The sequence below is a fragment of the Salmonella sp. HY31 genome (assembly GCF_042604575.1).
GTDB lineage: Bacteria > Pseudomonadota > Gammaproteobacteria > Enterobacterales > Enterobacteriaceae > Salmonella > Salmonella diarizonae.
Window position 1 is genome coordinate 448,354 of sequence record NZ_CP170479.1, and the last position, 18,964, is coordinate 467,317.

General features: G+C 52.9%; 14 protein-coding genes and 3 pseudogenes. 11 read left to right on the forward strand and 6 right to left on the reverse strand.

Annotation, left to right across the window (positions count from 1 at the left end; genetic code table 11):
* Positions 1-13: 13 nt before the first annotated feature.
* Entirely contained in the window at positions 14-208 is a 195-nt protein-coding gene (locus ACE15A_RS02150) for a hypothetical protein (protein WP_071790738.1), read from the reverse strand.
* 48 nt (positions 209-256) lie between these two features.
* Between ACE15A_RS02150 and metH the strand changes: the two genes are divergently transcribed.
* Together metH and ACE15A_RS02160 are read left to right on the forward strand one after the other, a co-directional pair.
* Complete coding sequence (gene metH, locus ACE15A_RS02155; protein ID WP_053508344.1) at positions 257-3,940, forward strand: methionine synthase; 3,684 nt, start codon at positions 257-259, stop codon at positions 3,938-3,940.
* Positions 3,941-4,206: 266 nt separating this feature from the next.
* A complete protein-coding gene (locus ACE15A_RS02160) occupies positions 4,207-5,838 on the forward strand; it encodes a Na/Pi cotransporter family protein (protein ID WP_000956808.1) in 1,632 nt (543 codons plus the stop codon).
* An 89-nt stretch (positions 5,839-5,927) separates the two neighbouring features.
* Here ACE15A_RS02160 and pepE read toward each other — a convergent pair whose 3' ends face one another.
* On the reverse strand, positions 5,928-6,617 hold the full coding sequence (gene pepE / locus ACE15A_RS02165; protein ID WP_000421783.1) for a dipeptidase PepE: 690 nt from the start codon (positions 6,615-6,617) through the stop codon (positions 5,928-5,930).
* Between the two features lie 71 nt (positions 6,618-6,688).
* Here pepE and ACE15A_RS02170 point away from each other — a divergent pair.
* The 3 genes and pseudogenes from ACE15A_RS02170 to rluF all read left to right on the forward strand — a co-directional run bounded on the left by ACE15A_RS02170 (position 6,689) and on the right by rluF (position 8,292).
* Positions 6,689-6,780 (forward strand): annotated as a pseudogene (locus ACE15A_RS02170) (hypothetical protein).
* Positions 6,781-6,835: 55 nt separating this feature from the next.
* Entirely contained in the window at positions 6,836-7,375 is a 540-nt protein-coding gene (locus ACE15A_RS02175) for a DUF2058 domain-containing protein (protein ID WP_053508348.1), read from the forward strand.
* Positions 7,376-7,422: 47 nt separating this feature from the next.
* Entirely contained in the window at positions 7,423-8,292 is an 870-nt protein-coding gene (rluF, locus tag ACE15A_RS02180; protein ID WP_023246267.1) for a 23S rRNA pseudouridine(2604) synthase RluF, read from the forward strand.
* On the opposite strand, the gene ACE15A_RS02185 is transcribed toward rluF, so the two are convergent.
* The 3 genes and pseudogenes from ACE15A_RS02185 to lysC form a co-directional block, all read right to left on the reverse strand.
* Positions 8,289-8,561 carry a DUF3811 domain-containing protein gene (locus tag ACE15A_RS02185; protein ID WP_001207628.1) on the reverse strand — a complete coding sequence of 91 codons (273 nt, stop codon included), beginning with the start codon at positions 8,559-8,561 and terminating at the stop codon, positions 8,289-8,291. The two genes, rluF and ACE15A_RS02185, sit on opposite strands and share 4 nt — an antisense overlap.
* A gap of 137 nt (positions 8,562-8,698) precedes the next feature.
* A pseudogene (locus ACE15A_RS02190) lies at positions 8,699-8,940 on the reverse strand (hypothetical protein); the annotation flags it as partial.
* Positions 8,941-9,057: 117 nt separating this feature from the next.
* The gene (gene lysC, locus ACE15A_RS02195) at positions 9,058-10,407 is read right to left on the reverse strand and encodes a lysine-sensitive aspartokinase 3 (protein ID WP_053508350.1); all 1,350 of its coding nucleotides are present in this window, start codon (positions 10,405-10,407) and stop codon (positions 9,058-9,060) included.
* Positions 10,408-10,795: 388 nt separating this feature from the next.
* Here lysC and pgi point away from each other — a divergent pair, with 388 nt between their 5' ends.
* The 6 genes and pseudogenes from pgi (at position 10,796) to psiE (ending at position 17,164) form a co-directional block, all read left to right on the forward strand.
* A complete protein-coding gene (gene pgi / locus ACE15A_RS02200; RefSeq protein ID WP_053508352.1) occupies positions 10,796-12,445 on the forward strand; it encodes a glucose-6-phosphate isomerase in 1,650 nt (549 codons plus the stop codon).
* Between the two features lie 391 nt (positions 12,446-12,836).
* Positions 12,837-13,079, forward strand: a complete 243-nt coding sequence (yjbE, locus tag ACE15A_RS02205; protein WP_024149520.1) for an exopolysaccharide production protein YjbE — start codon at positions 12,837-12,839, stop codon at positions 13,077-13,079.
* A gap of 63 nt (positions 13,080-13,142) precedes the next feature.
* Positions 13,143-13,781: a YjbF family lipoprotein gene (locus ACE15A_RS02210; protein ID WP_053508354.1), complete on the forward strand. Its 639-nt coding sequence runs from the start codon at positions 13,143-13,145 to the stop codon at positions 13,779-13,781.
* Positions 13,778-14,515, forward strand: a complete 738-nt coding sequence (locus tag ACE15A_RS02215; protein WP_053508357.1) for a capsule biosynthesis GfcC family protein — start codon at positions 13,778-13,780, stop codon at positions 14,513-14,515. The genes ACE15A_RS02210 and ACE15A_RS02215 overlap by 4 nt, the downstream gene beginning before the upstream one ends.
* Positions 14,515-16,612 (forward strand): annotated as a pseudogene (locus ACE15A_RS02220) (YjbH domain-containing protein). Before ACE15A_RS02215 ends, ACE15A_RS02220 begins: the two are co-directional and overlap by 1 nt.
* A gap of 141 nt (positions 16,613-16,753) precedes the next feature.
* Positions 16,754-17,164, forward strand: coding sequence for a phosphate-starvation-inducible protein PsiE (gene psiE / locus ACE15A_RS02225; RefSeq protein WP_023246274.1), 411 nt, complete (start codon positions 16,754-16,756; stop codon positions 17,162-17,164).
* A gap of 45 nt (positions 17,165-17,209) precedes the next feature.
* Here psiE and xylE read toward each other — a convergent pair whose 3' ends face one another.
* On the reverse strand, positions 17,210-18,685 hold the full coding sequence (gene xylE, locus ACE15A_RS02230) for a D-xylose transporter XylE (RefSeq protein ID WP_023246275.1): 1,476 nt from the start codon (positions 18,683-18,685) through the stop codon (positions 17,210-17,212).
* Between the last annotated feature and the right edge of the window lie 279 nt (positions 18,686-18,964).

The following is an 18,964-nucleotide window of genomic DNA, read 5'->3' on the forward strand; positions in this document are numbered from 1 at the left end:
TCGTTTTATTTAATTATAATGCAAGAGTTCCTGAACTGATCGGATGAGTGACCGACAACAAGCTGCCTGATGGCGCTTCGTTTATCAGGCCTACCAGGGATCGTAGGCCGAATAAGGTGCTTGCGCCGCCATCCGGCAAAACAGAACCAATAGCGTCAGCAAGCTGAACATGTCTCATGTTGCCCGTTGTTCTCTTTTCCGCCAGCATGCTTTGTGCCAGTATGACTCGTTACGTGGAGCGTTGTCGGGAGCGAGTGTGAGCAGCAAAGTTGAACAACTGCGTGCGCAGTTAAATGAACGTATTCTGGTGCTGGACGGCGGTATGGGCACCATGATCCAGAGTTATCGTCTACATGAAGAAGATTTCCGCGGGGAGCGCTTTGCCGACTGGTCCTGCGACCTGAAAGGCAACAACGATCTGCTGGTACTCAGCAAGCCGGAGGTGATCGCCGCTATCCACAACGCCTACTTTGAGGCTGGCGCGGATATCATCGAAACCAACACCTTTAACTCGACAACCATTGCGATGGCGGATTACCGGATGGAATCCCTGTCGGCGGAAATTAACTATGCGGCGGCCAAACTGGCGCGCGCCTGCGCCGATGAATGGTCCGCGCGAACACCAGAAAAACCGCGCTTTGTTGCGGGCGTGCTTGGTCCAACTAACCGCACGGCCTCCATTTCACCGGACGTCAACGACCCGGCGTTTCGTAATATCACCTTCGATCAACTGGTGGCGGCCTACCGTGAATCCACCAAAGCGCTGGTGGAAGGTGGCGCAGACCTGATTCTGATTGAGACCGTTTTTGACACCCTGAATGCGAAAGCGGCGGTCTTCGCGGTGAAAGAGGAGTTTGAGGCGTTGGGCGTAGACTTGCCGATCATGATTTCCGGCACCATCACCGACGCTTCCGGGCGCACGCTTTCCGGCCAGACTACCGAAGCGTTCTATAACTCGCTGCGCCATGCCGAGGCGCTCACCTTTGGCCTTAACTGCGCTCTGGGGCCGGATGAACTGCGTCAGTACGTCCAGGAGCTGTCGCGCATTGCCGAATGCTACGTTACCGCGCACCCGAACGCTGGCCTGCCAAACGCCTTTGGCGAATACGATCTGGACGCCGATACGATGGCGAAGCACATTCGCGAATGGGCGCAGGCGGGCTTCCTGAATATCGTTGGCGGCTGCTGCGGTACCACGCCGGAACATATTGCGGCGATGAGCCGCGCAGTAGAACACTTGCCGCCGCGTAAGCTGCCGGAAATCCCGGTCGCCTGCCGTCTCTCTGGCCTGGAGCCGCTAAATATTGGCGATGACAGCCTGTTCGTCAACGTCGGCGAACGTACCAACGTCACCGGTTCGGCGAAATTTAAACGCCTGATCAAAGAAGAGAAATACAGTGAAGCGCTGGATGTTGCCCGTCAGCAGGTAGAAAGCGGCGCGCAGATTATTGATATCAACATGGATGAGGGGATGCTTGATGCCGAAGCGGCGATGGTACGTTTCCTCAGTCTGATTGCCGGTGAGCCGGACATTGCCCGTGTGCCAATCATGATCGACTCCTCCAAATGGGAGGTTATCGAAAAAGGGCTGAAGTGCATCCAGGGTAAAGGCATCGTTAATTCCATCTCGATGAAAGAGGGGGTGGAAACTTTTATCCATCACGCGAAGCTGCTGCGTCGCTACGGCGCGGCAGTGGTGGTCATGGCCTTTGACGAACAGGGACAGGCCGACACCCGCGAGCGTAAAATCGAAATTTGCCGCCGTGCCTACAATATTCTGACCAAAGAGGTCGGTTTCCCGCCGGAAGACATTATTTTCGATCCAAACATCTTCGCCGTAGCGACCGGTATCGACGAGCACAACAACTACGCGCAGGACTTTATCGGCGCTTGTGAAGATATTAAACGTGAACTGCCGCACGCGCTGATCTCCGGCGGTGTCTCTAACGTTTCGTTCTCATTCCGCGGCAACGATCCGGTGCGCGAGGCGATTCACGCTGTATTCCTCTACTACGCCATCCGTAATGGCATGGATATGGGCATCGTCAACGCCGGGCAACTGGCGATTTATGACGACCTGCCTGCCGAACTGCGCGATGCAGTTGAAGATGTCATTCTTAACCGTCGCGATGACGGCACCGAGCGTTTGCTGGATCTGGCGGAGAAATATCGCGGTAGTAAAACCGACGAGGCCGCCAATGCCCAGCAAGCGGAATGGCGCTCCTGGGATGTCAAAAAACGCCTCGAATATTCGCTGGTGAAAGGCATTACCGAGTTTATCGAGCAGGATACCGAAGAAGCCCGCCAGCAGGCCGCACGCCCGATTGAGGTGATAGAAGGGCCGCTGATGGACGGCATGAATGTGGTCGGCGACCTGTTTGGCGAAGGGAAAATGTTCCTGCCGCAGGTGGTGAAATCCGCCCGCGTGATGAAACAAGCGGTGGCTTACCTGGAGCCGTTTATCGAAGCCAGCAAAGAGAAAGGTTCCAGCAACGGCAAGATGGTGATTGCCACCGTGAAGGGCGATGTTCACGACATTGGTAAAAATATCGTCGGCGTGGTGCTGCAATGCAACAACTACGAAATTATCGATCTTGGCGTGATGGTGCCAGCGGATAAAATCCTTAAAACCGCCCGTGAAGTGAACGCGGACCTGATCGGCCTCTCCGGGCTGATTACCCCGTCGCTGGACGAGATGGTTAACGTGGCGAAAGAGATGGAGCGTCAGGGCTTCACGATTCCACTACTGATCGGCGGCGCGACCACTTCGAAAGCGCATACGGCGGTAAAAATCGAGCAGAACTACAGCGGTCCGACGGTTTACGTGCAGAATGCTTCGCGTACCGTGGGCGTGGTGGCGGCGCTACTCTCCGACACCCAGCGCGATGATTTTGTCGCCCGTACCCGCAAAGAGTATGAAACGGTGCGTATTCAGCACGCCCGCAAAAAACCGCGCACGCCGCCGGTCACGCTGGAAGCGGCGCGCGATAACGATCTGGCATTCGATTGGGAACGCTACACCCCGCCGGTAGCTCACCGTCTGGGCGTGCAGGAGGTGGAAGCAAGCATCGAAACCCTGCGCAACTACATTGACTGGACGCCGTTCTTTATGACCTGGTCGCTGGCAGGCAAATACCCGCGCATTCTGGAAGATGAGGTGGTGGGCGAGGAGGCCAAACGGCTGTTTAAAGACGCCAATGACATGCTGGATAAACTGAGCGCGGAGAAACTGTTGAATCCGCGTGGCGTGGTTGGGCTGTTTCCGGCGAACCGCGTCGTCGATGACATCGAAATTTATCGCGACGAAACCCGTACTCATGTGCTGACGGTCAGCCACCACCTGCGCCAGCAGACCGAGAAAGTGGGTTTTGCCAACTACTGTCTGGCGGATTTTGTCGCGCCGAAACTGAGTGGAAAAGCAGACTACATCGGCGCGTTTGCAGTCACTGGCGGTCTTGAAGAAGACGCCCTGGCTGATGCTTACGAGGCGCAACACGACGACTATAACAAGATCATGGTGAAAGCGATTGCCGACCGTCTGGCGGAAGCGTTTGCCGAGTATCTACATGAGCGCGTGCGTAAGGTTTACTGGGGTTATGCACCAGGAGAGAGCCTCAGTAATGAAGAGCTGATCCGCGAAAACTACCAGGGGATTCGCCCGGCGCCGGGTTATCCTGCCTGCCCGGAACATACCGAAAAAGGCACTATCTGGCAGCTACTGGATGTCGAAAAACACACCGGGATGAAGCTCACCGAATCTTTCGCCATGTGGCCTGGCGCGTCGGTCTCCGGCTGGTACTTCAGCCATCCTGAGAGCAAATACTTCGCAGTGGCGCAGATCCAACGCGATCAGGTGACAGATTATGCTTTCCGTAAAGGAATGAGCGTTGAGGACGTTGAGCGGTGGCTAGCGCCGAACCTGGGCTACGATGCGGACTGATTCATAAAATCGTCACTTTTCCTTACAACTCACAGGACGTTCGTTGAGCGTCCTGTCTCTTTCTTACAATTAAACCCTTATACTGAAGGAAGGCTCTACGCTGAATTTGCCGGATGGCGGCGTAAACGCCTTATCCAGCTTATGGTATTGCGCATAGTAAGCCCGGTGACGGGCAATGCAAGTAGGCCTTAACGCTGTGCGCCATCAGGCAATTTATCGCAAGTGAGCTTCAGGAAAACGTATAACGATAAGGAGAACCTGACGCCGTGTTAACTTTGCTCCATCTACTTTCTGCCGTTGCGCTGTTGGTGTGGGGAACACATATCGTTCGTACTGGCGTAATGCGCGTGTTTGGCGCGCGTCTGCGCACTGTTCTCAGCCGCAGTGTGGAAAAGAAACCGCTCGCCTTTTGTGCGGGTATCGGTGTTACCGCGCTGGTACAAAGCAGTAACGCCACCACCTTATTGGTAACGTCGTTTGTCGCCCAGGATCTTGTCGCCCTGACGCCAGCGCTGGTGATTGTGTTGGGCGCCGATGTGGGTACTGCGCTAATGGCGCGTATTCTCACCTTTGATTTGTCGTGGCTATCGCCGCTACTAATTTTTATTGGCGTGATCTTCTTTTTGGGACGTAAGCAGTCCCGCGCCGGACAGCTTGGTCGCGTCGGTATCGGGCTTGGCCTGATTCTACTGGCGCTGGAGCTGATTGTGCAGGCGGTGACGCCGATCACTCAAGCTAATGGCGTGCAGGTAATTTTCGCGTCGCTGACGGGCGACATTATGCTGGATGCGTTGATTGGCGCGATGTTCGCCATTATCAGTTATTCCAGCCTGGCGGCGGTGTTGCTGACAGCAACCCTGACGGCGGCGGGGATTATATCGTTCCCGGTCGCGTTGTGTCTGGTTATCGGTGCCAACCTGGGATCGGGGCTGCTGGCGATGCTTAATAACAGCGCCGCCAATGCTGCCGCGCGTCGCGTGGCGCTCGGCAGCCTATTGTTCAAATTGATCGGCAGCCTGGTCATCCTACCGTTTGTCCATCCGCTGGCGAATCTGATGGATGAGCTACCGCTACCGAAATCAGAGTTGGTGATCTATTTCCACGTTTTCTATAACCTGGTGCGCTGCCTGGCGATGGTGCCATTTGCCGAGCTGATGGCGCGTTTTTGTAAACGGATTATTCGTGATGAGCCTGAACTGGATACCCATCTGAAGCCGAAACATCTGGATGTCAGCGCGCTGGATACGCCAACGTTGGCGCTGGCTAATGCTGCCCGTGAGGTGTTGCGCATTGGCGATGCGATGGAACAGATGATGGAAGGGCTAAAAAAGGTCATGCACGGCGAGCCGCGTGAAGAGAAAGCGCTGCGCAAGCTGGCGGATGACGTTAACGTGCTCTACACCGCGATTAAGCTTTATCTGGCGCGAATGCCGAAAGACGAGCTGGCGGCGGAGGAGTCCCGCCGGTGGGCGGAGATTATCGAGATGGCCCTGAACCTCGAACAGGCGTCGGATATTATCGAGCGAATGGGCAGTGAGATTGCCGACAAGTCGCTGGCGGCGCGTCGGGCATTTTCAGAAGAAGGATTGAAAGAACTGGATGCGCTTTACGATCAACTGCTCAGTAATCTGCAACTGGCGATGTCGGTCTTTTTCTCCGGCGATGTCACCAGCGCCCGTCGGTTGCGCCGCAGTAAACATCGCTTCCGTATACTTAATCGCCGATACTCACATGCGCATGTCGACCGCCTGCACCAGCAGAACGTGCAAAGCATTGAAACCAGCTCGCTCCATTTAGGGCTTCTGGGCGATATGAAGCGTCTTAACTCACTGTTCTGTTCGGTCGCCTATAGCGTACTGGAACAGCCGGATCAGGACGAGGAACGGGGCGATTATTAAGTGAAATGCCGGATGGCGGCGTAAACGTCTTCTGGTCTACGGAGAACATGCGTGTAGGCCCGCCATCCGGCATTCAATGTGGCCAGGGATTAAAAGCGATGACCCGCTTCCAGCGCCACCGCCTCTTCGCCCGCTTTAAACACCCAGGTGGTATTCGGGCCGCCGAGAACCGCCTGGCCGTTGCTCACCTGAATCCAGTTACCTTCCGGCAAACCAATCACTGTCAGTTCCGGCGCGACCACCAGCAGTTCACGAATACGCTGCTCGCGGGTCTCGCCCTTATGGCCTTCCGGCAAGGCGTTAGTGAAGTGAGGATTAATTTGCAGCGGGAACAGATCCAGCGCGTCGAAACCGTTTGGATCAACGATCGGCATATCGTTAGTCGTGCGGATAGTCGGGCAGGCAAGATTGGCGCCCGCGCTCCAGCCGATATACAGCGCACCGCGTTTTACCCTGTCCGCCACCGGCGCCAGCAGCCCGCGTTCACGCGATTCTTTCAGTAGCTGGAAGGTATTTCCGCCGCCGACAATAATGATTTCCGCTTTCTCAATCGCCGCAAGCGGATCGGCGACACGATGAATCCCTGTGACGTTTATGCCTAATGGCGCAAGCACCTCTGCGGTTTTATCCGTGTACTCATCCCATGTTTGCGTGACCCCGGCAAACGGAATAAACACGGCTGAGCGTCGACCGTTCAACTGATTCGCTATCAGCGGCAGAGCGTGTTCCAGCCAGGCTTTACCCGGCAGCGTCGAGTTACTTAATAAAAGCAGTTCCATTACTTCTCCACCTCATCAGGAAATGTCAAAACGCAATAATGCTACCATTATCCATTTATTGCCTTACTGACATGGCTCATGATGTTGCGCGTGTTACGGGCAAAGCATGCGAAGCGCAGGGACGCTAAAAGTGAAACCAGGCCAGATCTGTCATCTGGTATAGCCTGAAAAATTACAGGTATAATCCGCAAAATTATTTAACGAGTTTAGAGACGAAAATGGCAAAACTGACCTTACAAGAGCAACTGTTACAAGCGGGATTAGTGACCAGTAAAAAAATGGCCAAAGTCCAACGCACGGCTAAAAAATCACGCGTTCAGGCTCGTGAGGCCAGAGAGGCGGTGGAAGAAAATAAAAAGGCGCAACTTGAGCGTGATAAACAACTCAGTGAACAGCAAAAACAAGCGGTTTTAGCGAAAGAGTTTAAAGCTCAGGTTAAGCAACTCATTGAAATGAATAGAATCAATGTATCTAAAGGCGATATTGGTTTTAACTTCACAGATAATAACGTCATCAAAAAAATAGACGTGGATAAGCTCACCCAGACGCAACTGATTAATGGTCGTCTCGCGATTGCGCGTCTGGTTATCGAGAATAGCGGGGAATGTGAATATGCGATTATTCCCGCGAGCGTCGCCGATAAAATTGCACAACGAGATGCGGACAGTATTGTCGTAAACAGTGCGCTGAGTCAGGAAGAGCAGGACGAAGATGATCCGTATGCCGATTTTAAAGTTCCCGACGATTTGATGTGGTAAGTCACATTACCAATGTTTATGTAGAAAAAATTTCTCAGAGAGTAAATATGCTGACCGACACATCTACCCGACTTAATAAATATATCAGTGAAAGCGGCATCTGTTCACGTCGCGAGGCGGACCGCTTTATCGAACAGGGCAACGTCTTTATCAACGGCAAACGCGCCGCTATTGGCGATCAGGTGGTCGCTGGGGATGTTGTTAAAGTAAATGGTCGGTTGATTGAGCCGCGAGAAGCGGATGATTTAGTGCTGATTGCGCTGAATAAACCGGTTGGCATTGTCAGTACCACTGAAGACGGCGAGCGCGACAACATCGTCGATTTTGTGAACCACAGCAAACGTATCTTCCCGATTGGCCGTCTGGATAAGGATTCGCAGGGGCTGATATTTCTGACTAACCACGGCGATCTGGTCAATAAGATTCTGCGTGCCGGTAACGATCATGAAAAAGAGTATCTGGTGACGGTGGATAAACCCGTTACCGACGAGTTTATTCGTGGTATGGGCGCGGGTGTACCGATTCTTGGTACTGTCACCAAAAAATGTAAGGTGAAAAAAGAGGCGCCGTTTGTCTTTCGCATCATCCTGGTACAGGGGCTAAATCGTCAGATCCGTCGTATGTGTGAACACTTTGGTTATGAAGTGAAGAAGCTGGAGCGTACGCGCATTATGAACGTCAGCCTGAGCGGGATTCCGCTGGGCGAGTGGCGCGATCTGACGGACGATGAGCTGATCGATCTGTTTAAATTGATTGAGCGTTCTTCTTCCGAAGCCAAAACAAAAACCAAAGCGAAGCCGAAAACCGCGGGCATTAAGCGTCCGGTCGTTGCGATCGAAAAAAGCAATGATAAAGCGCGCCCGGCATCGAGCGGTAAACGCTTTACCTCGCCGGGAAGAAAGAAGAAAGGACGTTAACGTCTGCCGCGCGTCGGCGTATTTGCCGACCAGGAGAATGACGCTTCCGTATCGGGTTTATACGCCTGCTTTTTCTTCAACTGGCGGGCTTTTTTCGCTTCAGCCTCACGCAGCGCCATCAGCTTATCGATGTACTCCTTTTTTACGCTGTTGGTCTCAGAATTGGTCAGCGGACGACCGTGCGCAATACGGGCGCGGTCCAGCAACGTTTTCAGTTCGCGTTGTTCGCGCTCGGTCATCTCTTTTTGGGTAATGCGGGGGAGTGCCATACGGGTGCCCTCAGTTAGCCGATGCATTTAGTCTACGGCAATACGGAACGGGCGGATAGCGTGTAGGCCGGGTAAGCTTGCGCCACCCGGCAATATTTTAATTTTCCTTTGCCGTTTCGCCCGATTTTTCAACAATCAGGCATCCTGAACAGCAATGCCAGCAGCCATGCCGCGAGCAACATCACCAGATAGTGCAGGAATATCCCTGCGGCGACCGGGGCTGGGCGGGAGAGCACGCGTTTAAAGCCGTCAACGTTAAGATGGACGCCCATACCGAACATAACAACATCAATAGTGTCGCGACCCACGGACCAACAGGGGTAAAGGTGGATAGTGTGTAATACGCAATGTTATGGTTTATCGCGTGAAGGAAGATTATTCAAATAAGTTATGCTCATGATCCACTATGGGCACACGACAGGCCGGATAAGGCGCTTACATCGCCATCCGGCAGCGTATTGTCTGATAGCGCTCACCCGCTGTCGTGTCAGGGCGATTATTCAAATAAGTTATGATGTAGCTTCTGTACCACCTGCTCGGCATCGTCTCCCGGCACGAGGAAGCACAGATTGTGGCTGGAGGCGCCGTAACAAATCATGCGAATGTTGAACGGTTCCAGGACACCGAACACCTCTTTACCAACGCCGCAAGCTTTTGACAGGTTGTTGCCAATCAGCGCGACCAGCGCCAGTCCTTCTTCGACTTCTACCCGACACAGTGCGGAAAGCTCCATCAATAAGGATTGTGTCAGTAACGTATCGCCCGTGGAGGTGGAGCCGGTAGTATCCAGCGTTAGCGCGATGCTCACCTCCGAAGTGGTAATCAGATCCACCGAAATATTATGCCGCGCCAGAATGCCGAACACTTCGGCCAGGAAACCTCGCGAATGCAGCATATTCAGGCTGTGCAGAGTCAATAGCGTTTGATTGCGGCGCAGCGCCAGCGCACGGAACAGCGGCGGGTTTTGGGTTTTATTGCACACCAGCGTACCGCCCGCTTGCGGATCTTTACTGGAGCCAACGAAGACCGGGATATCGCTGCGCACGGCCGGGAGCAAGGTGGCTGGATGCAGCACTTTTGCGCCGAAGGTTGCCATCTCCGCCGCTTCTTCAAAGTCGATTTCATCAATTCGCTGCGCGACAGGCACTACGCGCGGGTCGGTGGTGTAAATACCGGGCACATCTGTCCAGATATCAACCCGCGCGGCATGGAGCGCTTCAGCCAGCAATGCTGCCGTATAGTCGCTGCCGCCGCGTCCTAACGTCGTGGTGCGGCCTTTGCTTTCACTGCCGATAAAGCCCTGAGTAATGACCAACGTTTCGCTCAGGCGCGGGAGCAACTGCTGCGCGGCCAGTTCCGCAAGCGCTGTGACGTCCGGTTCCGCACGGCCAAAGCGAGCGCTGGTACGCATCACTTTGCGCACGTCGAACCAGTGGGCCTGCACATCGCGTTCACGCAGGATCTCAACAAATAGCAGGGTAGACATCAGCTCGCCGTGGCTGACCAGTTCATCGGTCAGGGCCGCCGATGTCGCCAGCGATGCCGCCTCCGCCAGAATAGTGATATTTTCCAGCAGGCGTTCAATCTCTTCGCGAATGACATTTGGATGACGCAGACGCTCAAGGATATCGAACTGGATTTTACGGATGGCGTCGAGCGTGGCGAAACGTTCGCCGGGCTCCATCCCTTCGGCCAGCGCTACCAGCAGGTTAGTGATGCCGGCAGAAGCGGAAAGCACGACTAAACGAACATTGGCGTCGGAAAGTACGATATCCGCGCTACGGTTCATGGCGGTAAAATCGGCGACGCTGGTACCGCCAAATTTGGAAACAACGATCTCTGTCATATCAACCTCGTGTCAGGAAATAAAAAACGCGACCATGGCACAAGGGCAGAACAGAAACCGGTGCAGGCGCAAATGCAAGTAACGTATTTATAAATAAAAGTTGTGGCCTGGACTGTCAACGTTGGGATTATGCGGATTTTTTATGCTGAGTTTAGGCTCAGTAACAGCGCTTATAACCACGATACCCGTCTGTAGGTATGTTGGCTTATCTGTGCGCCCGGAGACTCACTCACTTGCCGCCTTTCTGCACCTCGAATTATTTAGGGTATATACTTTTTATCCTCATTCGACAGTGCCTGGGGCAACGGCACTAAAACAATCACACTTTTCTGTGACTGGCGTTACAATCGACTCCAGTCACAATTCTCAAATCAGAAGAGTATTGCTAATGAAAAATATCAATCCAACGCAGACTTCTGCCTGGCAGGCGCTCCAGAAACACTACGACGAAATGAAAGACGTTACGATCGCTGAGCTTTTCGCGAAAGATAGCGACCGTTTCGCTAAGTTTTCCGCGACTTTTGACGATCTGATGCTGGTGGATTTCTCCAAAAACCGCATCACCGAAGAGACGCTGGCAAAATTACAGGATCTGGCGAAAGAGACCGATCTGGCTGGCGCGATTAAATCTATGTTCTCCGGCGAGAAGATCAACCGCACCGAAGACCGCGCCGTGCTGCACGTGGCGCTGCGTAACCGTAGCAATACGCCGATCATCGTGGACGGCAAAGATGTGATGCCGGAAGTGAACGCCGTGCTTGAGAAGATGAAAACCTTCTCGGAAGCGATTATCTCCGGTCAGTGGAAAGGCTACACTGGTAAGGCCATCACCGACGTGGTGAACATTGGTATCGGCGGTTCCGACCTCGGCCCGTTCATGGTGACCGAAGCGCTGCGTCCGTATAAAAATCACCTGAATATGCACTTCGTCTCTAACGTTGATGGTACCCACATCGCTGAAGTGCTGAAAAAAGTGAACCCGGAAACGACTCTGTTCCTGGTGGCGTCGAAAACCTTCACCACGCAGGAAACCATGACCAACGCCCACAGCGCGCGCGACTGGTTCCTGAAAACCGCAGGCGATGAAAAACACGTGGCGAAACACTTTGCTGCGCTCTCCACCAACGCCAAAGCGGTCGGCGAATTTGGTATCGACACGGCCAATATGTTCGAGTTCTGGGACTGGGTCGGCGGTCGTTACTCGCTGTGGTCTGCCATCGGTCTGTCCATTATTCTGTCCGTCGGTTTCGACAACTTTGTCGAGCTGCTTTCCGGCGCGCATGCAATGGACAAGCATTTCTCCACCACTCCGGCGGAGAAAAACCTGCCCGTTCTGCTGGCGTTGATTGGCATCTGGTACAACAATTTCTTCGGCGCGGAAACCGAAGCCATTCTGCCGTACGACCAGTACATGCACCGTTTCGCCGCCTACTTCCAGCAGGGCAACATGGAATCCAACGGTAAATACGTTGACCGTAACGGCAACGCCGTGGATTACCAGACAGGCCCAATTATCTGGGGTGAACCAGGCACCAACGGCCAGCACGCGTTTTATCAACTGATTCACCAGGGTACTAAAATGGTGCCGTGTGATTTTATCGCCCCGGCTATCACCCATAACCCGCTATCCGATCATCATCAGAAGCTGCTGTCTAACTTCTTTGCGCAGACCGAAGCGCTGGCGTTTGGTAAATCCCGTGAGGTGGTTGAGCAGGAATATCGCGATCAGGGTAAAGATCCGGCGCAGCTTGAACACGTTGTGCCATTCAAAGTGTTTGAAGGCAACCGCCCGACCAACTCTATCCTGCTGCGCGAAATTACGCCGTTTAGCCTGGGCGCGCTGATTGCGCTGTATGAGCATAAAATCTTTACTCAGGGCGCCATCCTGAACATCTTTACTTTCGACCAGTGGGGCGTTGAGTTGGGTAAACAGTTGGCTAACCGTATTCTGCCGGAGCTGGGCGATGATAAAGCTATTTCGTCCCATGATAGCTCTACCAACGGTCTGATTAACCGTTATAAAGCCTGGCGTGCCTGATGGCGCTTCGCCGCCATCCGGTAAAAAGAGAATAAGATAATAAAAAAGCCGATATTCACATCGGCTTTTTTTATAAGATAATTCCGCTTGTCCGTCTTTTCCCCTATAATTTTATATTGAGCTTAATCCTAAAATAACCAATAACCAGAAAATCACTCTGCGTTATTTTCAGATTATACGGATGTCGCCTTCTTTTTATATAATTTTAACTGATTGATTTTATTTGTTTGTTAATTAAATAAGGTGTGTATTGTTTCTTTAAAGTTTAATTATCCTAAAACATCGACTTTATTTCTCCCGGACATAATCCGCCTGCTTTGGTTGTGTATACTCGGTAGCGCCCGAAATTCTTTTGGGTAAATCTCCATTCATTCAATGAAGGGAAATTATGATGAAAAAAGTACTGTATGGCATTTTTGCCATAACCGCGCTTGCGGTGACATCTGTCTCGGCGGCCCCCGTTCAGGTGGGTGAAGCGGCAGGGTCGGCAGCGACGTCGGTATCGGCGGGAAGTTCTTCCGCCACCAGCGTTAGCACCGTAAGTTCGGCGGTGGGCGTCGCGTTAGCGGCAACCGGCGGTGGTGATGGTTCCAATACCGGGACCACGACCACCACGACCACCAGTACCCAGTAGTATCGGTACGTTTAACCATAACCACACTCCGGTGTGGTTATTTTGCCCCTCTGGAGAAGCGTCGTGAAGCGACCCGCACTTATCCTGATTTGCCTGCTATTACAGGCGTGTTCGGCCACCACTAAAGGCCTGGGCAATTCACTGTGGGACAGTTTGTTCGGTACGCCAGGCGTACAGTTAACGGATGACGATATTCAAAACATGCCTTATGCCAGCCAGTACATGCAGCTTAACGGCGGTCCTCAACTGTTTGTGGTGCTCGCTTTCTCGGAAAACGGGCAGCAGAAATGGGTGACACAGGATGGCGCGACGATCGTGACGCAGCATGGCCGTCTGGTCAAAACTCTGCTCGGCGGCGACAACCTGATCGATGTGAATAATCTGGCGGCTGACCCGTTGGCGAAACCAGGACAGATTATCGATGGCGCGACCTGGACTCGCACCCTGGGCTGGACCGAACATCGCCAGGTGCGTTACGCCACCGCCCGTTCCGTTTTTACATGGCAAGGGACTGATAGTGTTAGCGTCGGCAGTGAGGAAACCGCCGTGCGGGTGTTGGATGAAGAAGTGACGACCGCTCAAACGCGCTGGCGTAATCGCTACTGGGTTGATAGCGAAGGCCAAATTCGCCAGGCGGAACAGTATCTGGGCGCGAATTACTTTCCGGTGAAAACCACGCTGATTAAGGCGGCAAAATCATGATGAAAAGGACGATAAGCGCGCTGGCGCTGGCCTTTGTCGCGTCATCCGCCTTTGCCAGCGGCACTGTTACGGTTTTTACCAAAGGTAATAGTGAGCCTAAAACGCTGACAGACGCTGAGCGTCTGCTTGATTTAGTCGGACAGCCGCGCCTGGCAACGAGCTGGTGGCCTGCGGCGGTGATAGGCGAAGAACAGGCGACCGTGACGGCGCGTCAGCAGCAACAGGAACTCCTCGGGCGACTGACGGCGCTCAGCGCTGAGGAGGACGGCGATGCTGCGGCTGCGATAAACACGTTGCGTCAGCAGATTCAGGCGGTGAAGGTAACGGGCAGACAATTAGTGAATCTTGATCCTGACGTGGTTCGCGTGAGCGAACGTGGTAACCCGCCGCTGCAAGGTAACTACACGCTCTGGGTCGGACCGCAACCCACGCAGGTGACGCTCTTTGGCTTGATTAGCCAGCCGGGCAGCCAGCCGTTCGTCCCTGGGCGGGACGTCGCCAGTTATCTCGAGGATCAACGCTTACTCAGCGGCGCGGATCGTAGCTATGCCTGGGTGGTTTACCCTGATGGACGCAGCCAAAAAGCGCCGGTGGCTTACTGGAATAAGCGTCATATCGAGCCGATGCCCGGCAGCATCATTTTTGTCGGTTTTGCTGATTCCCTTTGGCGCGGCACACCGGAGGTGATGAATGCCAACATTCTTCATACCCTGACGCAGCGGATACCGGAATAATGAAAAAAACACATCTGCTCAGCGTGCTGGCGCTGGGTATTAGCGCGGCCTGCCATGCCGAAACATATCCAGCCCCTGTTGGCCCTTCACAATCTGACTTTGGCGGCGTGGGCCTGCTGCAAACGCCGACAGCGCGTATGGCGCGTGAAGGGGAGATGAGCCTGAACTATCGCGATAACGATCAGTACCGCTACTACTCGGCTTCGGTTCAGCTTTTCCCATGGCTGGAAACCACGTTGCGCTATACCGATGTTCGTACGAAAAAGTACAGCAGCGTGGAATCATTCTCCGGCGACCAGACATACAAAGATAAAGCGTTTGATGTGAAACTGCGGTTGTGGGAAGAGAGTTACTGGATGCCGCAGGTGGCGGTTGGCGCACGCGATATCGGCGGGACAGGGCTGTTTGATGCGGAATATATTGTCGCGAGTAAGGCCTGGGGGGCCGTTTGATTTTTCATTAGGTCTTGGCTGGGGCTATCTTGGCACCAGCGGCAATGTGTCTAATCCTTTCTGTTCGTATAGTGACAAATTCTGTTCGCGTGATAACAGCTACAAAGAGGCAGGTTCCGTCGACGGTAGCGATATGTTTCACGGCCCGGCTTCGCTGTTTGGCGGCGTGGAATACCAGACCCCGTGGCAACCGCTACGCCTGAAGCTGGAGTATGAAGGCAATAACTATCAGCAGGATTTTGCGGGTAAACTGGCGCAGAAGAGCAAGTTTAACGTCGGAGCCATTTACCGCGTCACCGATTGTGCCGACGTTAACCTCAGCTACGAGCGCGGCAACACCTTCATGTTTGGCGTCACGTTGCGCACCAATTTCAACGATTTACGTCCCGCGTATCATGACAATTCACGCCCGCAATACCGACCACAGCCGCAGGATGCCATCCTGCAACATTCGGTAGTGGCTAATCAATTAACGTTATTGAAATATAATGCCGGTCTGGCGGACCCGAAAATTCAGGTCAAAGGCGATACGCTGTACGTTACCGGTGAACAGGTGAAGTACCGCGACTCCCGTGAAGGGATCGTGCGCGCTAACCGGATCGTCATGAACGATCTGCCGGAGGGGATTCGCACGATCCGCGTGACGGAAAACCGCCTTAATCTGCCGCAGGTCACCACTGAAACCGATGTCGCCAGCCTGAAACGCCATCTGGAAGGTGAACCGCTGGGACATGAAACCTCGCTGGCGCAAAAACGCGTGGAGCCGATCGTGCCAGAGAGTACTGAACAGGGTTGGTATATCGACAAGTCGCGCGTTGATTTTCATCTCGATCCCGTGCTGAACCAGTCGGTAGGCGGCCCGGAAAACTTCTATATGTATCAGTTGGGCGTAATGGGAACTGCGGATCTGTGGGTCACGGATCATCTGCTCACCACGGGCAGCGTGTTTGCCAATATCGCCAACAACTACGACAAATTTAACTACACCAATCCGCCGAAGGATTCGCATCTGCCGCGGGTGCGTACGCATGTTCGTGAGTATGTGCAGAATGATGTCTATGTGAATAACCTACAGGCCAACTACTTCCAGTATTTTGGCAATGGTTTCTATGGGCAGGTCTACGGCGGTTATCTGGAGACTATGTTTGGCGGTGCCGGGGCGGAAGTACTGTATCGCCCGGTGGACAGCAATTGGGCGTTTGGTCTGGATGCCAACTATGTGAAACAGCGTGACTGGCGTAGCGCGCAGGATATGATGAAGTTTACCGATTACAGCGTGAAGACCGGACATTTGACCGCATACTGGACGCCGTCGTTCGCCCAGGATGTGCTGGTGAAAGCCAGCGTTGGTCAGTATCTGGCGGGCGATAAAGGCGGTACGCTGGAAATCGCCAAACGCTTCGGTAGCGGCGTCGTTGTCGGCGGTTACGCGACGATTACCGACGCGTCGCCGGATGAATATGGGGAAGGGGATTTTACCAAAGGCGTATATGTTTCCGTGCCGCTGGATCTCTTCTCGTCCGGCCCAACCCGAAGTCGTGCGGCAATTGGCTGGACACCGCTGACGCGTGATGGTGGTCAACAGCTTGGCCGTAAGTTTGGCCTGTATGATATGACCAGCGACAGGAGCGTAAATTTCCGTTAATACTCAAGCCGGATAAGGCGTTCACGGCGCTATCCGGCAAATCATCTTATTGAACAAAATATAAACATAAATAAAAAATATAGATGTTCGTCACATTTGTGCGTTATACAGAAACCTCGCCACAGAGAAAGAGGGGCTGTTATGATGTCATTATCTCGCTCACATCTTGAGCTCATCGCCACGATTTTACAAAACGTACTAAATTTGGGGCTGCTTACCCTTGGCCTGATCCTGGTCGTTTTTCTCGGTAAAGAGACGGTGCATCTGGCGGACGCATTATTCGTGCCTGAGCAAGCCAGTAAATATGAACTGGTGGAAGGACTGGTGATCTACTTTCTTTATTTCGAATTTATTGCGCTGATTGTGAAGTACTTTAAGTCTGGCTTTCACTTTCCTTTGCGCTATTTCGTGTATATTGGGATCACGGCAATTGTGCGCCTGATCATTGTCGATCATAAAACGCCGATGGATGTATTACTCTATTCGGCGGCGATCCTACTGTTGGTTATCACGTTGTGGTTATGTAATTCGAACCGACTACGGCGAGAATAGGCGTCGCCACACCGTAACGGACGTACGGCGTGGCGATAAATCAGCTTATTGTATGGCGGTTTTCGGCGTTTTCTCTTCTGCTGGCGTCCATAACTCCTCAAGTTCTTCCAGCGTTTTGCCTTTGGTTTCCGGTACAAACTTCCACATGAATAGCGCCGCCAGAACGCCCATCACACCGTAGATCCAGTAGGAGAAACCGTTGTGGAAATGGGCGACCAGCCATGAGTTTTTATCCATCATTGGGAAGGTCCAGGAGACAAAGTAGTTCGCCAACCACTGCGCGGCGACAGCAATGGCGAGCGCTTTGCCGCGAATGGCGTTGGGGAAGATTTCCGCCAGCAATACCCAGCAGACCGGTCCCCAGGACATCGCGAATGCGGCGACGTAGAACAGCATTGACAATAGCGCCACGATGCCCGGCGCCTGAGTGTAAAAGGCGGTGCCGAGACTAAACATCCCTAAAGCCATACCCAACGCGCCGATAATTTGCAGCGGCTTGCGGCCAAATTTATCTACCGTCATGATGGCCAGAACGGTAAAGCTCAGGTTAATGACGCCGACAATAATCGTCTGTAACAGCGCGACATCGGTACTGGCGCCCAGAGTTTTAAAGACCTCCGGTGCGTAATACAGCACCACGTTGATGCCAACAAATTGCTGGAAGACGGACAGCATGACGCCAATCGCAATCACGCCTGCGCCAAACATCAGCAGGCGTCCGCCTGTTTTGCGACCATTCTCCAGCGAATGAGTGATTTCCTGCATCGCCTGGCTTGCCAGTGAAGCCCCCATAATTTTGCGCAAAATGCCTTCTGCTTGTTCATTTCTGCCGCGCGCCATCAACCAACGCGGGCTTTCCGGTACGGTATACAGCAACAGTAAAAAGAGCAGCGCCGGAATACATTCTGAGGCAAACATATATCGCCAGCCGTTCGAATTCAGCCAGATGGCGTCGCCGGATTTGGCAATAAAATAGTTCACACAGTAAACCAGCAGTTGTCCAAAAATAATGGCGAACTGGTTAAATGAGACCAGTTTTCCACGAATATGGGCAGGGGCCAGTTCGGCAATATACATGGGTGATAGCATTGAAGCTAAGCCGACGCCAATCCCGCCTATAATGCGATAAATGACAAATTCGGGGACGTATCCAGCCAAATAAACTGGTACGGCGTTATCAGGGTTAATGGTGGTAAATCCTAACTCCGGCCAGGCGGAACCTACGCCGGAAATAAAAAATAACAGGGCGGCGATTTTTAAAGAATCTCGACGACCAAAACGGTTACTACAGTAGCCGCCAATCGCGCCGCCGATGATACAGCCAATCAGCGCGCTGGCAACGCAAAAGCCTAGCAGTGAGTTGGCGGCGGATTCGCTTAACTGCTGCGGCGCGACAAAAACAGTGTTTAATGACTCGACGGTACCGGAAATAACAGCGGTATCATAGCCGAATAATAACCCTCCTAATGTTGCGACTAAGGTAATCGAAAAAATATAGCGGGAATTATATTGGGTATTCATCCAGACCTGCCTTAGATGATGCAGCCATTTTGTCAGTGTGGATGATGGTGGTTTTAACGGGCAGGGAAGACAATTATCATTTTTTACATTACCATTACGTTATATCTTTTCTGTGATCTTAATTCTGTTTAATGTGTCGAAAAAGAATTGGATGGTATATTTTCCGTGATAAGAAGCACAAAAGAAAATAATCATAATGACATTATCAAATAACATAAAATCAGCCGCTATCCATAACGCATAAAAAAAGCGCTCCGAAGAGCGCTAAAATACGACCAT

Coding starts and splice junctions, on each gene's coding strand:
- ACE15A_RS02150 (WP_071790738.1), bottom strand. CDS start 208: ATGCTGGCGGAAAAGAGAACAACGGGCAACATGAGACATGTTCAGCTT.
- pepE (WP_000421783.1), bottom strand. CDS start 6,617: ATGGAACTGCTTTTATTAAGTAACTCGACGCTGCCGGGTAAAGCCTGG.
- ACE15A_RS02175 (WP_053508348.1), top strand. CDS start 6,836: ATGGCAAAACTGACCTTACAAGAGCAACTGTTACAAGCGGGATTAGTG.
- rluF (WP_023246267.1), top strand. CDS start 7,423: ATGCTGACCGACACATCTACCCGACTTAATAAATATATCAGTGAAAGC.
- ACE15A_RS02185 (WP_001207628.1), bottom strand. CDS start 8,561: ATGGCACTCCCCCGCATTACCCAAAAAGAGATGACCGAGCGCGAACAA.
- lysC (WP_053508350.1), bottom strand. CDS start 10,407: ATGACAGAGATCGTTGTTTCCAAATTTGGCGGTACCAGCGTCGCCGAT.
- pgi (WP_053508352.1), top strand. CDS start 10,796: ATGAAAAATATCAATCCAACGCAGACTTCTGCCTGGCAGGCGCTCCAG.
- yjbE (WP_024149520.1), top strand. CDS start 12,837: ATGAAAAAAGTACTGTATGGCATTTTTGCCATAACCGCGCTTGCGGTG.
- ACE15A_RS02215 (WP_053508357.1), top strand. CDS start 13,778: ATGATGAAAAGGACGATAAGCGCGCTGGCGCTGGCCTTTGTCGCGTCA.
- psiE (WP_023246274.1), top strand. CDS start 16,754: ATGATGTCATTATCTCGCTCACATCTTGAGCTCATCGCCACGATTTTA.
- xylE (WP_023246275.1), bottom strand. CDS start 18,685: ATGAATACCCAATATAATTCCCGCTATATTTTTTCGATTACCTTAGTC.